This window comes from Flavonifractor sp. An91, from assembly GCF_002159225.1.
In the GTDB taxonomy this organism is placed as follows: Bacteria; Bacillota; Clostridia; order Oscillospirales; family Oscillospiraceae; genus Flavonifractor; species Flavonifractor avicola.
The window spans coordinates 14,459-30,848 of the sequence record NZ_NFHA01000009.1 but is presented as its reverse complement, the minus strand read 5'-3'; the positions used below and the strand labels follow the sequence as shown (position 1 = coordinate 30,848).

Below are 16,390 nucleotides of genomic sequence, written 5' to 3'. Positions count from 1 at the left end.
AGAATTTACTTGAGCCAGCCGACAGAGACACAGGAGCTGAGGCCGTACCAGGTCACGTTGCGGCCCAGACCCTCAAAGAGGGCGCGCACACCCACATACTCCACACCGTTGACGGTCTTGATCTCCACCTCAGCGGTCTTGTCCTCCACAGTGATGGTGGCCTTGGAGCCGTCCCGGGTCACAGTGGCGGTCAGGCCGTTGGCCAGATCGCTCAGCGGCGCATAAATCGTGCCGGGCTCGGTGTAGAAGGGGCTGTTAAAGGTCAGGGGCAGGCCGTTCCACATAATGGTGGGCTTGCTGTTGTCCCGGGTAAAGACTACCTCGCCGCCAGAAACCGTCATCAGGGCCTGGGTGTCCTTGATGTCCTCCTCGGGGCAGGTCATAATATCGCGGTCCAGCACCACGAGGTCGGCCAGCTTGCCCACCTCCAGGGAGCCCTTGATGTCCTCGTTGAACTCGCCGTAGGCCGCCCAGATGGTGAAGGAGCGCAGGGCCTCCTCCCGGGTCATGCACTGCTCGGCATGCCAGCCCTCGGGCGGCTCGCCCAGACGGTCCTTGCGGGTGACCGCGGCATACAGGCCATGGTAGGGATTGACCAGTTCCACGGGGGCGTCGGAGCCGTTGATGATGATACTGCCGCTGTCAATGATGGTGCGCCAGGCGTAGGCGCCCTTCAGCCGCTCGGCGCCGATGCGGTCCTCGGCCACCAGCATATCGGAGGTGGCGTGGGTGGTCTGCATGGAGGGCAGGACCCCCATATCAATGGCCCGCTGGATGTCTTCCAGGGTCAGGATCTGGAAGTGCTCGATGCGCAGGCGGGGATCCTCTCTGGGATTCTCCTCCATCACCCACTCATAGGCGTCCAGCAGCTGGTGGTTGGCGCCGTCGCCGATGGCGTGGCTGCCCGTCTGATAGCCGTTATCATAGGCCAGCTTCACCAGCTGGTACATCTCCTCGTCGGAGGATCTGTAATTGCCCAGATGACCGGCCCGGTCGCTGTACTCCTCCAGCATGGCGGCGGAGCGGGCCCCCAGGGAGCCGTCGCTGAACAGCTTGACCGCCCGGACGTCCATGTGTTCATTATACAGACCGTCCTGAGGCTTATTGTTGCGCAGATAATCGGCCTGAGCCCCCTCGGTGGAGGACAGGGACATCAGAATATAAGCGCGCAGCTTCAGACTGCCGTCCTCATACAGGGGCTTGTACACCTCGTTCAGGGTCTCCACGGAGGTGCCGGCGTTCATGGCCGAAGTGAGCCCGTAGGAGAACAGCTGATCCTGGGCCAGCAGCAGGGCCTGCTTCTGCTCCTCGATGGAGAACGCGGGGAGCAGGGCGCTGATCGGACTCATGGCGGTATCGGTCACACAGCCCAGCAGTTCTCCGTCCTCCGTCTTCAGATACTCGCCGCCCTGGGGATTTGGGGTATCCTTCGTGATGCCCGCCAGCTCAAAAGCCATGGAGTTCACCCAGCACATATGGCCGTCCGCCCGGGTGAGGTACACCGGGTTGTTGGGGGCCACCGCGTCCAGCTCCTCCTTGGTGGGATAGTCGCTGTCCTCCCACACGGTGTTCATCCAGCCCCGGCCGCGGATCCACTCGCCGGGCTGGGCCGCGTCGGCCGCCTCCTTCACCGCGGCCAGAATGTCCTCCTTGGGTTTCCAGAAGGCATCGATCTGAAGCAGGCTTTCGCCAAGACCGTTGATATGCATATGGCCCTCGATCAGGCCGGGGATCACGGTGTTGCCGCCCAGATCCACCACCTTGGTGCCGGCGCCGATGTAGGCCTCCACACCGGCCTCATCGCCCACATAGACCAGCCGGTCGCCCTTGACGGCAATGGCGCTGGCCACGGTGAACTCCTCATCCACCGTATAAATATTGCCGTTGCGGTATACACTGTCGGCAGCTTCGGGTGCCGCCGCAGAGGCGGGGAAGAGGGAGAGAAGCATGGTAAGTGCCAAAATCGTGCCAAGAATGCGTCCAAAGCCTTTGCGTGACATGAATTTCGCCTCCTATTTGATTCTTCTTTCTCAGTTTCCCGGTGTGTGCGATTGGGCCTATCCTCCTTTCCTCTTGCTCTTGCCTGTAGCGTATCATGAAGCATTTTCTTTTGCAAGACGGTTTTTAAAAAGTCCATTTATGCCTCTGTATTCCTCTATTCTGTCTGAAACCATTTAAAAACCTTAAAAATATTTCAGTTTCTTTATGAATTATAACCAAAACAAGAATATCAAACTTCGTCGTTCTCAATTTGGAAATGCATTTTTGTGCAAGATGGCAAATAGTTTGCATATTCTAACCACTTTTAGACATAAAAAAAGGAGAGAGGCAACTGCCTCTCTCCTTTTTCGGATAAATCCAATGCGATTAGATGCGCTCCTTAACCTTGGCGCTCTTACCCACGCGGTCACGCAGATAATACAGCTTGGCGCGGCGCACCTTACCCTTGCGGACGATCTCGATCTTGTCCACAGCGGGAGCGTGGATGGGGAACACCTTCTCCACACCAACGCCGTAGGACACGCGGCGAACAGTGATGGTCTCCTCGATGCCGCCGTGCTTCTTGGCGATCACGGTGCCCTCAAAGACCTGGATACGCTCGCGGTTGCCTTCCTTGATGTGCACGTGCACACGGACGGTGTCGCCCACATTGGCCACGGGGGGCTCAGCCTTCTGATACTTGGCGCTGAAAGCCTGCATAAGATCCATTTGATTTTCCTCCTGTTGATAGGCGTTCTTACCGGCCATATTCCCGCCGTCCTTCTCTGGACAGCAGCCGCAGAGGACCGCCCTTTATTGAGTCCGAGATAGTATATCATGCCCCACCACAAATTGCAAGCAGATTTTTCATTTTTTCTTGGTTTTCCGCAGCGGGATGGCGGACAGCCACAGAGCAACCAGCAGCAAGGTCAGGTTGCCCTCCCCTACCCGCCACAGCAACAGCGCCCCCATGGTCAGGCCCATGGACAGCCCAACGGAAAGCAGGCCCACCACCGGCTGTGCCCAGTCCTCCCTGCCCGCCAGGGTCAGCAGGCAGTTCAGCGCCCGGCCTCCGTCCAGCGGTCCCACCGGCAGCAGATTAAACAGGCCCAGAGCCAGATGGAGGCCGGTAAAGCACCACCAGGCCTCCCCCAGTCCAGAACAGATCCAGGCACACAACAGATTGACCGCCGGTCCAGCCAGGGTGGCCGCCAGCTCCCGGGCGGGGCCCAGGGGACAGCGTGCAGACAGGGCCATCTCCGCCCCCACGCAGGAGAGTTTCAGCCGGGCCACTCTGCCTCCCAGCAGCCGGATGGCGGCATAATGGCCCAGCTCATGGAGGGCGCAGGCCGCCAAAGCCTGGAGCACCAACCCCCCGCTGTCCAGATAGTACAGCAGGGCCCACAGCAGCAGGGCCCCTGCCGTGATCTCCACACGCCCCCATCTCATTCAGTTGGTCTCGATATAGTAGATGGGATTGATCCGCACCCCGTTGAACCGCAGCTCCAGATGCAAATGGGGTCCGGTGGTATTGCCGGTGTCGCCGGACAGGGCCACCGTGTCCCCTGCCTTCACCGTCTGGCTCTGACTGACCAGCAGCTGACTGCAATGGGCGTAAAAGCTCTTCACCCCGTTGGCGTGGCTGATCTGGAGATAGAGGCCGTACTGATCGGGGTCGTCGCCAATATAGTCTACCACTCCGTCGGCAAAGGCCTTGACCTGGGTACCGGTGTTCACCGCCAGATCCACCCCGTTGTGGAACTTCTCCTCCCCGTCCACCGGGTGCTCCCGCCAGCCAAAGGGTGAGGTGAGCACCCCCATCACCGGGCTCACTGTCTCCCCCACATCCAGCCGGTACTTATCCATGGAGGTGTTGTCCGGCAGAGCGGGACCGGTGTAGTCCACGTGCTCCACCGCCGGTTCAGGAGTGGGAGTCGGCTCTGGGGTGACCTCCGGCTGGGGCGCCGGTGTGGCGGCCACCGCCGGGGTAGCCTGGGGGTCAATCTTCAGCCCCAGGGTCCCGGTGCCTTCCTGACGGCCAAAGCCGCTGAGCCAGGCAGCCTGGGCGGCATAGAGGGCGTTCTCCCCCGCCGTTCCGCCGGTCTTGGCCTCTTCCCCGCCCAGCATCTGGCTCCAGGCATCCCCCAGGGTATCCAACATCGGCTCTCCCTTGGAGATAGACTGGCCCAGGTCGGCAAAGACCGCCTGAAAATCCGTGTCCCCCCGCAGCAGTCCCAACACCTGCTCCCGCAGGTCGGCGATCCGCTCCGGGAAGATCCCTTTTCCAATGAATACCGCCAAAAACAGTGCCAGGCAGACCACCAGTTGGGTGATCCGCCGCCTCTCCCGTGGGCCCAGCACTGTTTTTCCCTTCTTTTGTCCCGTTCTTCTGCTGGCAACTCTGCTTCGCTGCTCTCTCATGCCGGCCCGCATCCCTTCTGTATGAGTGTGGGCTATCTATATGCGGCAGAGCAGTGGTTTATGCGGACAACCCGATTTAAGGTTTGCCCCCCATGATGGCGTCCCAGTAGCGTTTGGCGGCCTGTTCCACCTTGTTATCTCCGTACTGATAATAGTGACTGCCCGCCAGGGCGTCGGGCAGATACTGCTGTTTCACCCAGTGGTTGGGGAAATCGTGGGGGTAGAGGTACCCCTGCTCCCGCTCCATCCCGGCCGAATCGGCGTGGACGTTCTGGAGGTGCCGGGGATAGTCCCCCGTCTTGCCCTTGCGGATGTCAGCCTGGGCAGCGGCAATAGCCTTGTACACCGAGTTAGATTTAGGGGCGGTGGCCAGCAGAATGGCCGCCTGGGCCAACGGCAGCCGTGCCTCAGGCAGGCCCAGCTGGAGGGCGTTGTCCACCAGAGCCTTAACGATGAGGGCCGCCTGGGGATAGGCCATGCCCACGTCCTCGCTGGCCGAGCACAGCAGCCGCCGGATGGCGGTGATCAGGTCCCCCGCCTCCAGCAGCCGGGCCAGATAGTGGCAGGCGGCATCCGGGTCGGAGCCCCGCAGAGACTTCATCAGGGCGGAGGCAATGTCGTAGTGGTCGTCCCCCTCCCGGTCATACCGCATGGCGGAGCGCTGAGCCACCGTCTGGGCGTCGGCCAGAGTGACAAGGAGCTTTCCTTGCTCCCGCTTGGCGGAGTTGAGGAGCAGCTCCACCGCGTTCATTGCCTTGCGCACGTCCCCGCCGCAGGCGGAGGCGATATGCTCCTTCACGCCCTCCTCGCACACTACCTCGCCCTCCAGCCGCTCCCCCATGAGTCGGATGCCCCGCTCCACGGCGGGCAGCACGTCGGCGGCGGTGAGGGGTTTGAATTCAAAGACGCTGGAGCGGCTGAGCACCGCGTTATAGACATAGAAGTAGGGATTCTCGGTGGTAGAAGCGATCAGGGTGATCTTGCCGTTCTCCATGAACTCCAGCAGAGACTGCTGCTGTTTCTTATTAAAATACTGGATCTCGTCCAGGTAGAGCAGCACCCCGTCGGGGGCCAGCATGGTGCCGATCTGAGCCATGATCTCCTTGATGTCGGAGATGGAGGCGGTGGTGGCGTTGAGCCGGTGGAGGGGCCGGTTGGTGCGCTTGGCGATGATGTTAGCCACCGTGGTCTTGCCGGTGCCCGATGGGCCGTAAAACACCAGATTGGGGATGTTGCCTCCCTCAATGATGCGGCGGAGCAACCCTCCCTCCCCCAATATGTGGCGCTGGCCCACCACCTCGTCCAGAGATTGAGGCCGGATCTCGTCCGCCAAAGGCCGGTATGTCATGGGAACGACCTCCCTTAAAAGCAGAATGGAGCGGAATTACTTCCGCTCCATGCCATTTTGAACCTTTCACAAAGGTTCAAAATGTATTTGACTGAACGCGAAAGACAACCCTGACGGTTTTCTTTCACACTATCTTTCCCTCCGAAACCTTAACCCCGGAGGTTCCTTCCTCAGTCCAAGCAGAATGGAGCGGAATTACTTCCGCTCCATTCTAACACGCGTTCGAGTATTCGTAAAGGGAACGGGGCGGGAAAATTCCCGTCCCACGGGATGTTTCAGCTCCCGGAGCGCGGGGTCACCTGCCTGGTTGTCAGGTCCAGCTGGTACTGCACCCCGTCTACTGTGTAAGAAAACGTGTCCTGGCTGTCGTTCACCGACCAGTCAGAGCCTATCTTGGCCGCCGACAGCACCTGCACCCGTCCGTCCCGGTAGATGACCAGCAGTTCCTCGGAAAAATGCATCATATTCCGGTGGCGGATGGCCAGGACGGTGCCCCAGGGCGTATCCGCCTGGAACTCCGGGATGTTGGTGCCGGGGTCGCCCTTGTGGAACACCTCCCACAGCTCCTGCTGATAGGCCGCCTCCTCCAGATTGATCACGTTGCCCTTGGTGGCACTCACCGGGGCGTCCTTATACAGCCGCAGGAAGGTAACTGCCGCCTGCTCCCGGCTGTAGGTGCCCAGCGGGTCAAAGGTCAGCGCGGAGGTAGAGGTGCTTCCCATGATGTCCAGTCCCACCACGGAAGCAATGCTGTCTATGGCCCAGATGGCCATTTCGCTATAGTCGGTATAGCCGCTGTACAGCGCAATCCGGTGGTCCTCCGGGTCCAGCTTCTGATAGACCCGGGCCAACAGACAGGCCGCCTCCTGCCGGGTAATGGTACCCTCCGGGTCATAGAGGGTGCCGTCCCCCTTGCCGTTGACCAGGCCCATGTGGTAGGCAGCCTGGATATAGCCTCGCTGCTCTCCCGTGGGCAGATCTGTGAAGCAGGAGCCGCTCTTCTCATCGGAGAACCGCTGCCACCAGGTCAGCCCGTCGCCGAAGTCCTCCTCCCCCCAGAATTCGTCGTTGCGGTCGGGGCAGTAGGTCATATAGTCGTTGACCAGCTGCTCATCGGTTCGGCCATAGGTCACGGCCAGATAGCGGATGACCATCATGGCAAACTCGCCTCGGGTCATAGGCTGCTGCCAATCCTCCTGAAGGGACTGGGGCACCAGGCCAACCTCCACCGCACGGCTCACCTCCTCTTCCGCCCAGGGAGAGGGGCCGTCCTCCACCGCCATGGCAGTAGGCAGGCAGCCCAGCAGCAATGCCAGGGAAAGGGCTAGAGATGCAATTCGTTTCATGATCATGACCTTCCTTTCTGCTTGGACGTTTCTAATCTTATTCTACTACAAAAACCCTCCAGCCGGGGCATTTGTGACAGGATTTTTATAAAAATTTCAGAAATGACACAAGGCCGCCCGAAGGCGGCCTTGTGAACAACACTTATTCGTACAGGGGGTATTTGGCAGTGAGCTGGGCCACCTGGGCACGCAGGTTCTCCTGGTTGCCCTCGAAGTTGGTAGCGGTCTGCCACATCACCTGGGCAATGACCTTCATATCCTCCTCCACAAAGCCGCGGCTGGTGGCGGCAGGGGTGCCCACCCGGATACCGGAGGTAACGAAGGGCTTCTCAGGGTCATTGGGGATGGCGTTTTTGTTGACGGTGATGTTAACCTCGTCCAGGCGGTGCTCCATCTCCTTGCCGGTGAGGTGGGCGGGCCGCAGGTCCACCAGCATCAGGTGGTTGTCGGTGCCGCCGGACACCAGGTCGAAGCCCTCCTTCAGCAGGGCGTCCGCCAGAGCGGCGGCGTTCTTCACGATCTGCTGCTGGTAGGTCTTAAACTCCGGCTTGAGGGCCTTGCCCAGAGCCACCGCCTTGGCGGCGATGATGTGCTCCAGAGGGCCGCCCTGGCTGCCGGGGAAAATGGCGGAGTCGATCTTCTTGGCCAGCTCCTCCTTGCAGAGGATCATGCCGCCTCTGGGACCCCGGAGGGTCTTGTGGGTGGTGGTGGTCACCACATCGGCGTAGGGCACCGGGTTGGGATGGAGCCCGGCAGCCACCAGACCGGCGATGTGGGCCATATCCACGAAGAGGTAGGCCCCCACCTCATGGGCGATGTCGGCAAAGGTCTTGAAGTCGATGACGCGGGGGTAGGCGGAAGCGCCAGCCAGGATCATCTTGGGCTGATGCTTCTTGGCCAGATCCCGGACCTGGTCGTAGTCGATATAGCCCTGCTCATTGACACCATAGGCCACCATGTTGTAGTTCTTGCCGGAGAAGTTGACGGGAGAGCCGTGGGTCAGGTGGCCACCGTTGGCCAGATCCATGCCCAGCACGGTGTCGCCGTGCTCGCACAGAGCCTGATACACAGCGAAGTTGGCGTTGGCGCCGCAGTGGGGCTGCACATTGGCGTGGTCGGCTCCGAAGAGCTGGCAGGCCCGCTTGCGGGCGATCTCCTCCACCACGTCCACGCACTGGCAGCCGCCGTAGTACCGCTTGCCGGGATAGCCCTCGGCATATTTATTGGTGAGCACCGTACCCGCCGCGGCCAGCACCGCCTGGCTGACGAAGTTCTCAGAGGCGATGAGCTCAATGTTGCGCTGCTGCCGGGCGTACTCCGCCTCAACGGCCTGACCTACCTCCGGGTCCTGGGCGGTAAGAAATTCCATGATATCCTTGACCAATGTCTGTCGCCACCTTTCAAAATTTTAGCGATTTAACTCATTATACCGGATGATTCCCAAAATTACAATCGTCACCATAGGAAAAACCCTCTCGTTTTTTGCTGCGTTGTGTGTTATATTGTCTAACGAGGTGATCCTATGAAAGACCATCAGGATGTCATTGCCATTGTGGAGGAGCTCAAGCGCCTCTACCCCGACGCCCTGTGTTCCCTGCAATATCCCAAGCCCTATGAGCTGCTCTTCGCCGTCCGTCTGGCTGCCCAGTGCACCGACGAGCGGGTCAATATGGTCACGCCCGCCCTGTACGCCCGCTTCCCCACTCTGGAATCCCTGGCGGAGGCCGACGTCATCGAGGTGGAGACCTACATCCACTCCACCGGCTTCTTCCGGGCCAAGGCCCGGGACATCGTGGCCGCCGCCAGGATGCTGGTGGATGTGTACGGCGGCGTGGTACCCGACAATATGGAGGACCTGCTGAAGCTGCCCGGCGTGGGCCGCAAGACCGCCAATCTGATCCTGGGCGACGTATACAAGACCCCCGGCGTGGTGGTGGCCGACACCCACTGCATCCGCATTACCGGCCTGCTTGGCCTCACCGACGGCACCAAGGACCCGGTCAAGACCGAGATGCAGCTGCGGAAGATCCTTCCCCCGGAGGAATCCAGCGACTTCTGCCACCGGATGGTGCTCCACGGCCGGGCAGTGTGCGTGGCCCGGCGGCCCGACTGCCAAAACTGTACCCTGCGGCCTTGGTGCGACCATTTTCAGAAGAGCGTTGGAGATTAAGCCGATTAGTTCCAAATAGTTTCGCCCTGTTGGGCGAGTGCCTTTCTGTGCGGACAGAAAGGCACCAAAGAACCGTCAAAGGGGAGAGGGATTTCGATTTCCCTCTCCCCTTTGAAATCCCCTCTCCTTAAAACGACCAATCAGGGGGGAGACTGCGGTCTCCCCCCTATTGGATGTACCCCCCCTGGGGACGGGCCGATGAGGACATCGGCCCCTACATCAATCTTGGAAGTCTGTTTGTAGGGGCGGGCGCCCACACCCGCCCGCCCATCCCATCTAGTCGAATTTTGTGCGTGCAATTTTGTGCACTCCCCCATATTCCACCCAAACTTTCATACTATATATCCAGGATGCGTGCAATCGCACGCAAAGCAGGATGGAGGTGTGAAAGATATGGGAAAAGAAGTCAAACACATTGGCTTACGGGTCACGCCTGAGATCCATCAGAAACTGCGGTATATTGCATCTTATGAGGGCAGAACCATCAATGGACAGGCACATTATCTGATCCAAAGCTGCATCCGGGAATTTGAAAAGGAGCACGGGCCGATTCCGGCGGAGGGATCAAAATGAGCGGGCCGCTGGGCTTTGTGCTGGACCTGCTCTTCCCGCCCAAGTGCGTGTTCTGCGGGAAGGTGCTGGACTCCGGCGAAAGCGGCTTCTGCCGGCGCTGCCAGCGGGAACTGCCCTGGCTCACCGACGGCGAAGCGGAACTGACAGGGGAATTTTTCTCTCTGTGTGCCGCGCCGCTGCGTTATCAGGCTAAGGTGCGGGATTCCATCCACCGGTACAAATTCAAAGGACGCCGTGGCTATCATAAAGTATACGGCAAATTGGTGGCCCAGTGTGTCCATGATCATTTGGACGGGCGGTACGATCTCATCACCTGGGTGCCTCTCTCCGACCGGCGAAAGAGGGAGCGTGGCTATGATCAGGCCTTCCTGCTGGCCAGCGCCGCCGCTCTGGAGCTGGGAGATGTGGCGGTGGAGACCCTGCGGAAGGAGCGGAATACCGATCCCCAGTCCGGCATCACCGAGGATGCCCAGCGCCGGGCCAATGTACTGGGCGCCTATACCCCGGTGGACCCGGAGCTGGTGGCGGGAAAGCGGGTCCTGCTCATTGACGATGTGGTAACCACCGGTTCCACCCTGTCCGAATGCGCCCGCACCCTGCGTACCATGGGGGCAGAGGATGTGGTGTGCGCCGCCCTGGCCCGGGCCAGATAGGCGGACTGACCGGTCATCTGCCGGGAAAATTCAGAAAATTAGCGGAAATTTACGTTGAAATGGCGGGCATACTTCTGTATAATATAGAGGATTCAGACTGGGGCATTGTATCCAGTCTTGTTTGACTGAGTTGGCTTTCTGGTCAGTCATCACCATTCATCATACAGAGTAAAACGTCGAGGTGCAGGTATGTTCAGTAAAGATATCGGTATCGACCTGGGTACTGCTTCTATCCTGGTCTATGTAAAGGGCAAGGGCGTGGTCCTGCGGGAGCCCTCCGTGGTGGCCATTGACAAGAATACGGGCAAGCTGCTCAAAGTGGGCACCGAGGCTCAGCAGATGCTGGGCCGTACCCCCGGCAACATCGTGGCCATCCGTCCCCTGCGGGAGGGCGTTATCTCCGACTACGACATGACCGAGCGTATGCTCAAGGAGTTCATCCGCAAGGTGACCTCCTTCCGGCTCTTCAAGCCCCGCATCGTCATCTGCGTCCCCTCCGGCATCACCGAGGTGGAGGAGCGTGCCGTCATTGACGCCGGCATCCAGGCCGGCGCCCGCCGGGTGTACCTCATTGAGGAGCCCGTGGCCGCTGCCATCGGCGCCGGTATCGACATCGCCAAGCCCGACGGCCACATGATCGTGGACATCGGCGGCGGCACCACTGATATCGCCGTCATCTCCCTGTCCGGCATCGTGGAGTCCACCTCCATCAAGATCGCCGGCGACCAGTTCGACGAGGCCATTGTCAAGTATATCCGCCGCAAGCATAACGTGCTCATCGGCGAGCGTACTGCCGAGGAACTGAAGATGCAGATCGGCTGTGTGTTCCCCCGCCCCGAGGAGCAGACCATCGAGATCAAGGGCCGCTGCCTGATGACCGGCCTGCCCCGAGTGTTCTCCGTGTCCTCCAGCGAGATGATCGAGGCCTTCGAGGAGGTCTCCACCCGCATTCTGGAGGCCATCCACGGCGTGCTGGAGCGTACTCCCCCCGAGCTGGTGGCCGACATCTCCACCAACGGTATTGTCATGACCGGCGGCGGCTCCCTGGTCTGGGGCTTTGACAAGCTGATCGAGTCCCACACCGGCATCGAGACCCATGTGGCCGATGACGCCATCTCCTGCGTGGCCTACGGCACCGGCAAGAGCCTGGACGACGTGGACTCCATGCAGGACGGCACAATCAACCTGTCCCGCCGCAAGCAGATGAATTAAATCTTGCCGAATTTCTTCCGGAGTGCTGCAATTCTTGCAGCACTCCGTTTTTTTGCTCTATGTTCGTCAAAAAAATATCATACTTGACTTTTGGCCTTTTAAGTGCTAAACTGCAAAATCAGTATAAGTGCTTCCTGTATCTCTCAGATATGGGGAGGCAAACAAGGAAAAGAGGTCAATCTCATGAATAAGCGTATCTCAGCCGGACTGCTCACCGGCGCACTGGCCCTCACCCTCACCGCCTGCGGCGGCGGCACTTCCGGCGCCGCCAGTTCCCCCGCCGGCAACTCCCAGACTCCCTCCGGCGGAGAACCCGCCGCCAGCGGCGAGACCTACACCGTAGGCATCTGCCAGCAGATGACCCACGATGCGCTGGACGCCGCCACGCAGGGCTTCAAAGACGCCCTCAATGAGAAGCTGCCCGGCCAGGTGACCTTTGAGGAGCAGGACGCTGGCGGCGAATATGCCAACTGCGGCACCATCATGGATGGCTTTGTGGCCGATCAGGTGGACCTGATTCTGGCCAACGCCACCTATCCCCTCCAGGCCGCCGCCTCTGCCACTGCCGATATCCCCATCCTGGGCACCTCGGTGACCGACTACGCCACTGCCCTCTCCATCACCGACTGGACCGGCACCGTGGGCGGCAACATCTCCGGCACCTCCGACCTGGCCCCCCTGGACCAGCAGGCCGCTATGCTTCAGGAGCTCTTCCCCGACGCCAAGAACGTGGGCCTGCTCTACTGCTCCGGCGAGCCCAATTCGGTCTATCAGGTACAGACCATCCAGGGCTATCTGGAGGATATGGGCTACACCTGCACCCAGTATGCCTTCACCGACGTCAACGACCTGTCCTCCGTAACCCAGACCGCCTGTGACAGCTCCGACGTGATCTACATCCCCACCGACAATACCGCCGCCGCCAACACTGAGACCATCGCCAACGTGGTTCTCCCTGCCGGTGTGCCGGTGATCGCCGGTGAGTCCGGTATCTGCTCCGGCTGCGGTGTGGCCACCCTGTCCATCAGCTACTACGACATCGGCTACAAGACCGGTGAGATGGCCGCCCAGATCCTGACCGGCGAGGCGGACATCTCCACCATGCCCATCGAGTACGCCCCCACGGTGACCAAGATGTACAACGCCGCCAACTGCGAGACTCTGGGGCTGACCATGCCTGAGGACTACGAGCCCATCGCCTGAGCACCCACGCCCAGACAAAAGAGCGGAGAAGGGACTTCCCTTCTCCGCCCTTTTCCGGTATGCGATGCAAGATTTTAATCATTTGGAGGCAGAATCATGGACTTCCTGTTCTCATTTTTCAACTCTCTGCCCGGCGCCTTCGGCCAGGGACTGGCCTGGGGCATCATGGCCATCGGGGTATATATCACCTTCCGCATCCTGGATATTGCCGACCTGACGGTGGACGGCTCCCTGGCCACCGGCGGCGCGGTGGCGGCCCTGTTTATCAGCCAGGGCTGGAACCCCTGGCTGGCCCTGCTGATGGCCGTCATCGCCGGAATGCTGGCGGGACTGATTACCGGCCTGCTCCACACCGCCTGCGGCATCCCCGCTATTCTGGCCGGTATCCTGACCCAGCTGGCCCTCTACTCCATCAACTTGCGCATCATGGCTCTCTGGAGCGACGCCAAGACTAAGGCCACCCTGGCCCTCAGCGTGGACAAGCAGGATTTGCTGGTCTCCTCCCGCTACATCCGGGAGCTTGACCTGACCAATCCCCTGTTCCTGCTGGCCATCTTTACGGTGGTGCTCATTGCCGTGCTCTACTGGTTCTTCGGCACGGAGCTGGGCTGCGCCCTGCGTGCCACCGGCGCCAATCAGGCCATGGCCCGGGCCCAGGGCATCAACACCAACTGGTGCAAGGTACTGGGTCTGGTGGTGTCCAACGGCCTTGTGGCCCTGTCCGGCGCTCTGCTGGCCCAGTATCAGGGCAGCTCCACCGTGGATATGGGCCGTGGCGCCATCGTCATCGGCCTGGCCGCCGTCATCATCGGCGAGGTGCTGCTGGGCAAGGTGTTCCGAAACTTCGCCCTGAAGCTGCTCTCCGCCGTCATCGGCTCCATCATCTACTACATCGTGCTCCAGTTCGTGCTGCGCCTGGGCCTGGAGTCCACCGACCTGAAGCTGCTCTCCGCCGTGGTGGTGGCCCTGTTCCTCAGCATCCCCTACTGGAAGGGCAAGTACTTCACCAAGACGGTTCGAAAGGAGGCATCGCGCAATGCTTGAGGTGCGTGATCTCTACAAGACCTTCAACGCCGGCACCATCAACGAAAAACGGGCCATGAACGGCCTGTCCCTCACGCTGGAGGACGGGGACTTCGTTACCGTCATCGGCGGCAACGGCGCAGGCAAATCCACCCTGCTCAATCTGGTAGCCGGGGTCTTCCCTCCCGACAGCGGCACCATCTCCATTGACGGCCAGAATGTGACCAAGCTGCCCGAGCACAAGCGGGCCAAATTCATCGGCCGGGTCTTTCAGGACCCCATGATGGGTACCGCCGCCACCATGGGCATTGAGGAAAATCTGGCGCTGGCTTTCCGCCGGGGCCAGGGCCGGGGACTGCGCTACGGCATCACCAACGCCGAGCGCAAGCAGTACCGGGAGAAGCTGGCCATCCTGGGCCTGGGGCTGGAGGACCGGCTCACCAGCAAGGTGGGCCTGCTCTCAGGCGGCCAGCGGCAGGCCCTCACCCTGCTGATGGCCACCCTGAAAAAGCCCAAGCTGCTGCTGCTGGACGAGCATACCGCCGCCCTGGACCCCAAGACGGCGGCCAAGGTGCTGGAGACCACCGAGCGGATCGTCCGCCGGGACAAGCTCACCACCCTGATGATCACCCACAATATGCGGGATGCCATTGCCCACGGCAACCGGCTCATCATGATGGACAGCGGCCAGATCGTGGCGGACATTCGGGGGGAGGAGAAGCAGAATCTCACCGTTCAGGACCTGCTGGACAAGTTCCATGTGGAGAATGACCGGATGCTCCTCAGCGAATAGGAGAAACGAATCAAAAATGCCTGGGTACCAAGGTACCCAGGCATTTTTACTTACAGGCTCTGTATGCCCTTCTCCCGCTCATAGATGATGCGCAGGCCGTCCAGCACCAGCTGGGGGTCCACCACATCGATGAGGTCGGTATTGTCCGCCACCATCCGGGCCAGCCCACCGGTGGCGATCACCTTCACGTCCGGCTCGCCGATCTCCTTCTTGGCCTGACGGATCAGGTATTCAATGGCTCCGATATAACCCATCACCGCTCCCGCCTGGATCTGGCCCACGGCGGTGGTGCCCAGCACGGTGGCCGGTTTCACCAGCTCCACCCGGGGCAGCAAAGCAGTCTTTTGGAACAACCCGTCGATAGATACCCGTACCCCGGCGGTGATACAGCCGCCCAGGTACACCCCGTCCCGACTCACCGCGTCCAGGGTTGTGGCGGTACCGAAGTCCAGCACAATAAGGGGCGTCCCGTATTTGGCCATAGCGGCGATGTCCGCCGCCGCCCGGTCTGGCCCCAGCCGCTCCTCGCTGGCGCAGGGCACATAGGGCAGCCTGGGGTCCAGACCGTCGTCCAGCACCAGAGGGGTCTTGCCCACATACTTCTTCATGGCGTTGGTAAGGGTGTGCATCACCTGGGGCACCACCGAGCCGATCACCACATCCTCGATCTGGTCCAGCTCCAGGCCAAAGCGCTGGAAATACTGGCACACCAGCAGCCCCAGCTCATCAGAGGTGCGGTCGCTGTCCGTCATGGTGCGGAAGCTGCCCTTCAGCTCCGCCCCCTCATAAATGCCGAACACCATATTGGTGTTGCCCACGTCCACCGCAAGCAGCATAGCCATCCTTCCCTTCTCTTATAAATGACTGAGGTAACACACCGCGCCGCCATCCTCCAGGACAGCCACAGCGTAGGTGTGAGGTCCAAAGGTACCAACCGAACCGGGATTCACGATCCACATCCCGTTTTCAAACTCGCAGAAGGCCTCATGGGTGTGGCCAAAGTACAGCAGATGGGCCCCTGCTTCCCTGGCCGCCCGCACCGCCATTCCCATACCCATCTTCACATGGTAGATGTGGCCGTGGGTCATCAGAATCTTACAGCCCTCCAGGGTAAAAACCCGCTCCTCCGGCAGGTCGGGCCGCCGTCCGTCGCAGTTGCCGGGGACGTAGGTTACCGGGATGTTCGGGAACTTGGCGGCCAGGTCCTCGGCGTCCCGGGCCAAATCCCCCAGATGGAGGATGCGATCAGGACTCTCCAGCCGCACCACATCCTCCATATTGGCCACATTGCCATGGGAATCAGAAAAAATCAGCAGTTTCATACAATCACCTTCTCAAGGGCGGTACATATAATGAAGTGAACGCCACTATATATTAGGGATGGAGTTGATGATATGGGTCAGAACAAAACCGATCCCACCGCCGCCCTGGAGCACAACCGGGCCCTGCTGGAGCAGGTGATCCACTCTCCGGATGCCCAGCGGCTGATGGAATTGCTCAATCAAAATGCCGGCGGCAAGCTGAAAACCGCCGCCGCATCCGCCGCTCTGGGGGATACCAAAGATCTGCTGGCCATGGTGCGCCAGGTGATGCAGAACCCAGAGGGCGCCAAACTGGTGGAACGGCTCAATCAAACCGCTCCCAAACAGGACTGATTTTACGACAAGG

Annotated in this window: 17 protein-coding genes; 8 read left to right on the top strand and 9 right to left on the bottom strand. The window is 60.5% G+C overall.

Going from position 1 to position 16,390, the window contains the following annotated elements:
* Positions 1 to 5 precede the first annotated feature (5 nt).
* The 7 genes from B5G42_RS07335 to glyA all read right to left on the bottom strand — a co-directional run bounded on the left by B5G42_RS07335 (position 6) and on the right by glyA (position 8,479).
* Positions 6 to 2,000: an amidohydrolase family protein gene (locus tag B5G42_RS07335; RefSeq protein ID WP_087268505.1), complete on the bottom strand. Its 1,995-nt coding sequence runs from the start codon at positions 1,998 to 2,000 to the stop codon at positions 6 to 8.
* Positions 2,001 to 2,367: 367 nt separating this feature from the next.
* Positions 2,368 to 2,709 (bottom strand): 50S ribosomal protein L19, encoded by a 342-nt coding sequence (rplS, locus tag B5G42_RS07330; RefSeq protein ID WP_087187964.1) that lies wholly within the window; start codon positions 2,707 to 2,709, stop codon positions 2,368 to 2,370.
* Positions 2,710 to 2,847: 138 nt separating this feature from the next.
* On the bottom strand, positions 2,848 to 3,414 hold the full coding sequence (locus tag B5G42_RS07325) for a site-2 protease family protein (RefSeq protein WP_242961159.1): 567 nt from the start codon (positions 3,412 to 3,414) through the stop codon (positions 2,848 to 2,850).
* A gap of 15 nt (positions 3,415 to 3,429) precedes the next feature.
* Positions 3,430 to 4,401, bottom strand: a complete 972-nt coding sequence (locus B5G42_RS07320; protein WP_242961158.1) for a M23 family metallopeptidase — start codon at positions 4,399 to 4,401, stop codon at positions 3,430 to 3,432.
* 76 nt (positions 4,402 to 4,477) lie between these two features.
* Positions 4,478 to 5,749, bottom strand: a complete 1,272-nt coding sequence (locus tag B5G42_RS07315; RefSeq protein WP_087187886.1) for a replication-associated recombination protein A — start codon at positions 5,747 to 5,749, stop codon at positions 4,478 to 4,480.
* A 275-nt stretch (positions 5,750 to 6,024) separates the two neighbouring features.
* On the bottom strand, positions 6,025 to 7,095 hold the full coding sequence (locus tag B5G42_RS07310; RefSeq protein ID WP_206406167.1) for an S-layer homology domain-containing protein: 1,071 nt from the start codon (positions 7,093 to 7,095) through the stop codon (positions 6,025 to 6,027).
* A 142-nt stretch (positions 7,096 to 7,237) separates the two neighbouring features.
* Entirely contained in the window at positions 7,238 to 8,479 is a 1,242-nt protein-coding gene (gene glyA / locus B5G42_RS07305; protein ID WP_087268493.1) for a serine hydroxymethyltransferase, read from the bottom strand.
* A 138-nt stretch (positions 8,480 to 8,617) separates the two neighbouring features.
* Here glyA and nth point away from each other — a divergent pair, with 138 nt between their 5' ends.
* From nth to B5G42_RS07270, 7 genes are all read left to right on the top strand, one after another.
* Complete coding sequence (gene nth, locus B5G42_RS07300; RefSeq protein ID WP_087268490.1) at positions 8,618 to 9,265, top strand: endonuclease III; 648 nt, start codon at positions 8,618 to 8,620, stop codon at positions 9,263 to 9,265.
* Positions 9,266 to 9,658: 393 nt separating this feature from the next.
* Complete coding sequence (locus B5G42_RS07295) at positions 9,659 to 9,838, top strand: hypothetical protein (protein WP_087187882.1); 180 nt, start codon at positions 9,659 to 9,661, stop codon at positions 9,836 to 9,838.
* The gene (locus B5G42_RS07290) at positions 9,835 to 10,491 is read left to right on the top strand and encodes a ComF family protein (protein WP_087268487.1); all 657 of its coding nucleotides are present in this window, start codon (positions 9,835 to 9,837) and stop codon (positions 10,489 to 10,491) included. The genes B5G42_RS07295 and B5G42_RS07290 overlap by 4 nt, the downstream gene beginning before the upstream one ends.
* Positions 10,492 to 10,680: 189 nt before the next feature.
* The gene (gene mreB / locus B5G42_RS07285) at positions 10,681 to 11,703 is read left to right on the top strand and encodes a rod shape-determining protein (protein WP_087187880.1); all 1,023 of its coding nucleotides are present in this window, start codon (positions 10,681 to 10,683) and stop codon (positions 11,701 to 11,703) included.
* 183 nt (positions 11,704 to 11,886) lie between these two features.
* A complete protein-coding gene (locus B5G42_RS07280) occupies positions 11,887 to 12,906 on the top strand; it encodes an ABC transporter substrate-binding protein (protein WP_087268484.1) in 1,020 nt (339 codons plus the stop codon).
* A gap of 96 nt (positions 12,907 to 13,002) precedes the next feature.
* On the top strand, positions 13,003 to 13,950 hold the full coding sequence (locus tag B5G42_RS07275; RefSeq protein ID WP_087268481.1) for an ABC transporter permease: 948 nt from the start codon (positions 13,003 to 13,005) through the stop codon (positions 13,948 to 13,950).
* On the top strand, positions 13,943 to 14,722 hold the full coding sequence (locus B5G42_RS07270; RefSeq protein WP_087268478.1) for an ABC transporter ATP-binding protein: 780 nt from the start codon (positions 13,943 to 13,945) through the stop codon (positions 14,720 to 14,722). Before B5G42_RS07275 ends, B5G42_RS07270 begins: the two co-directional genes overlap by 8 nt.
* A 50-nt stretch (positions 14,723 to 14,772) precedes the next feature.
* On the opposite strand, the gene B5G42_RS07265 is transcribed toward B5G42_RS07270, so the two are convergent.
* Together B5G42_RS07265 and B5G42_RS07260 are read right to left on the bottom strand one after the other, a co-directional pair.
* Complete coding sequence (locus B5G42_RS07265) at positions 14,773 to 15,564, bottom strand: type III pantothenate kinase (protein WP_242961157.1); 792 nt, start codon at positions 15,562 to 15,564, stop codon at positions 14,773 to 14,775.
* Between the two features lie 12 nt (positions 15,565 to 15,576).
* Positions 15,577 to 16,044, bottom strand: coding sequence for a YfcE family phosphodiesterase (locus tag B5G42_RS07260; protein ID WP_087268473.1), 468 nt, complete (start codon positions 16,042 to 16,044; stop codon positions 15,577 to 15,579).
* Positions 16,045 to 16,116: 72 nt separating this feature from the next.
* On the opposite strand from B5G42_RS07260, the gene B5G42_RS07255 reads away from it, so the two are divergent.
* On the top strand, positions 16,117 to 16,377 hold the full coding sequence (locus B5G42_RS07255; RefSeq protein ID WP_087187878.1) for a hypothetical protein: 261 nt from the start codon (positions 16,117 to 16,119) through the stop codon (positions 16,375 to 16,377).
* Positions 16,378 to 16,390: the final 13 nt, after the last annotated feature.

Excerpts from the sequence above, each read along its gene's own strand:
- B5G42_RS07335 (WP_087268505.1), bottom strand. The coding sequence starts at position 2,000 with ATGTCACGCAAAGGCTTTGGACGCATTCTTGGCACGATTTTGGCACTT.
- rplS (WP_087187964.1), bottom strand. The coding sequence starts at position 2,709 with ATGGATCTTATGCAGGCTTTCAGCGCCAAGTATCAGAAGGCTGAGCCC.
- B5G42_RS07320 (WP_242961158.1), bottom strand. The coding sequence starts at position 4,401 with ATGAGAGAGCAGCGAAGCAGAGTTGCCAGCAGAAGAACGGGACAAAAG.
- B5G42_RS07315 (WP_087187886.1), bottom strand. The coding sequence starts at position 5,749 with ATGACATACCGGCCTTTGGCGGACGAGATCCGGCCTCAATCTCTGGAC.
- B5G42_RS07310 (WP_206406167.1), bottom strand. The coding sequence starts at position 7,095 with ATGAAACGAATTGCATCTCTAGCCCTTTCCCTGGCATTGCTGCTGGGC.
- nth (WP_087268490.1), top strand. The coding sequence starts at position 8,618 with ATGAAAGACCATCAGGATGTCATTGCCATTGTGGAGGAGCTCAAGCGC.
- B5G42_RS07295 (WP_087187882.1), top strand. The coding sequence starts at position 9,659 with ATGGGAAAAGAAGTCAAACACATTGGCTTACGGGTCACGCCTGAGATC.
- B5G42_RS07290 (WP_087268487.1), top strand. The coding sequence starts at position 9,835 with ATGAGCGGGCCGCTGGGCTTTGTGCTGGACCTGCTCTTCCCGCCCAAG.
- mreB (WP_087187880.1), top strand. The coding sequence starts at position 10,681 with ATGTTCAGTAAAGATATCGGTATCGACCTGGGTACTGCTTCTATCCTG.
- B5G42_RS07280 (WP_087268484.1), top strand. The coding sequence starts at position 11,887 with ATGAATAAGCGTATCTCAGCCGGACTGCTCACCGGCGCACTGGCCCTC.
- B5G42_RS07275 (WP_087268481.1), top strand. The coding sequence starts at position 13,003 with ATGGACTTCCTGTTCTCATTTTTCAACTCTCTGCCCGGCGCCTTCGGC.
- B5G42_RS07270 (WP_087268478.1), top strand. The coding sequence starts at position 13,943 with ATGCTTGAGGTGCGTGATCTCTACAAGACCTTCAACGCCGGCACCATC.
- B5G42_RS07265 (WP_242961157.1), bottom strand. The coding sequence starts at position 15,564 with ATGGCTATGCTGCTTGCGGTGGACGTGGGCAACACCAATATGGTGTTC.
- B5G42_RS07260 (WP_087268473.1), bottom strand. The coding sequence starts at position 16,044 with ATGAAACTGCTGATTTTTTCTGATTCCCATGGCAATGTGGCCAATATG.
- B5G42_RS07255 (WP_087187878.1), top strand. The coding sequence starts at position 16,117 with ATGGGTCAGAACAAAACCGATCCCACCGCCGCCCTGGAGCACAACCGG.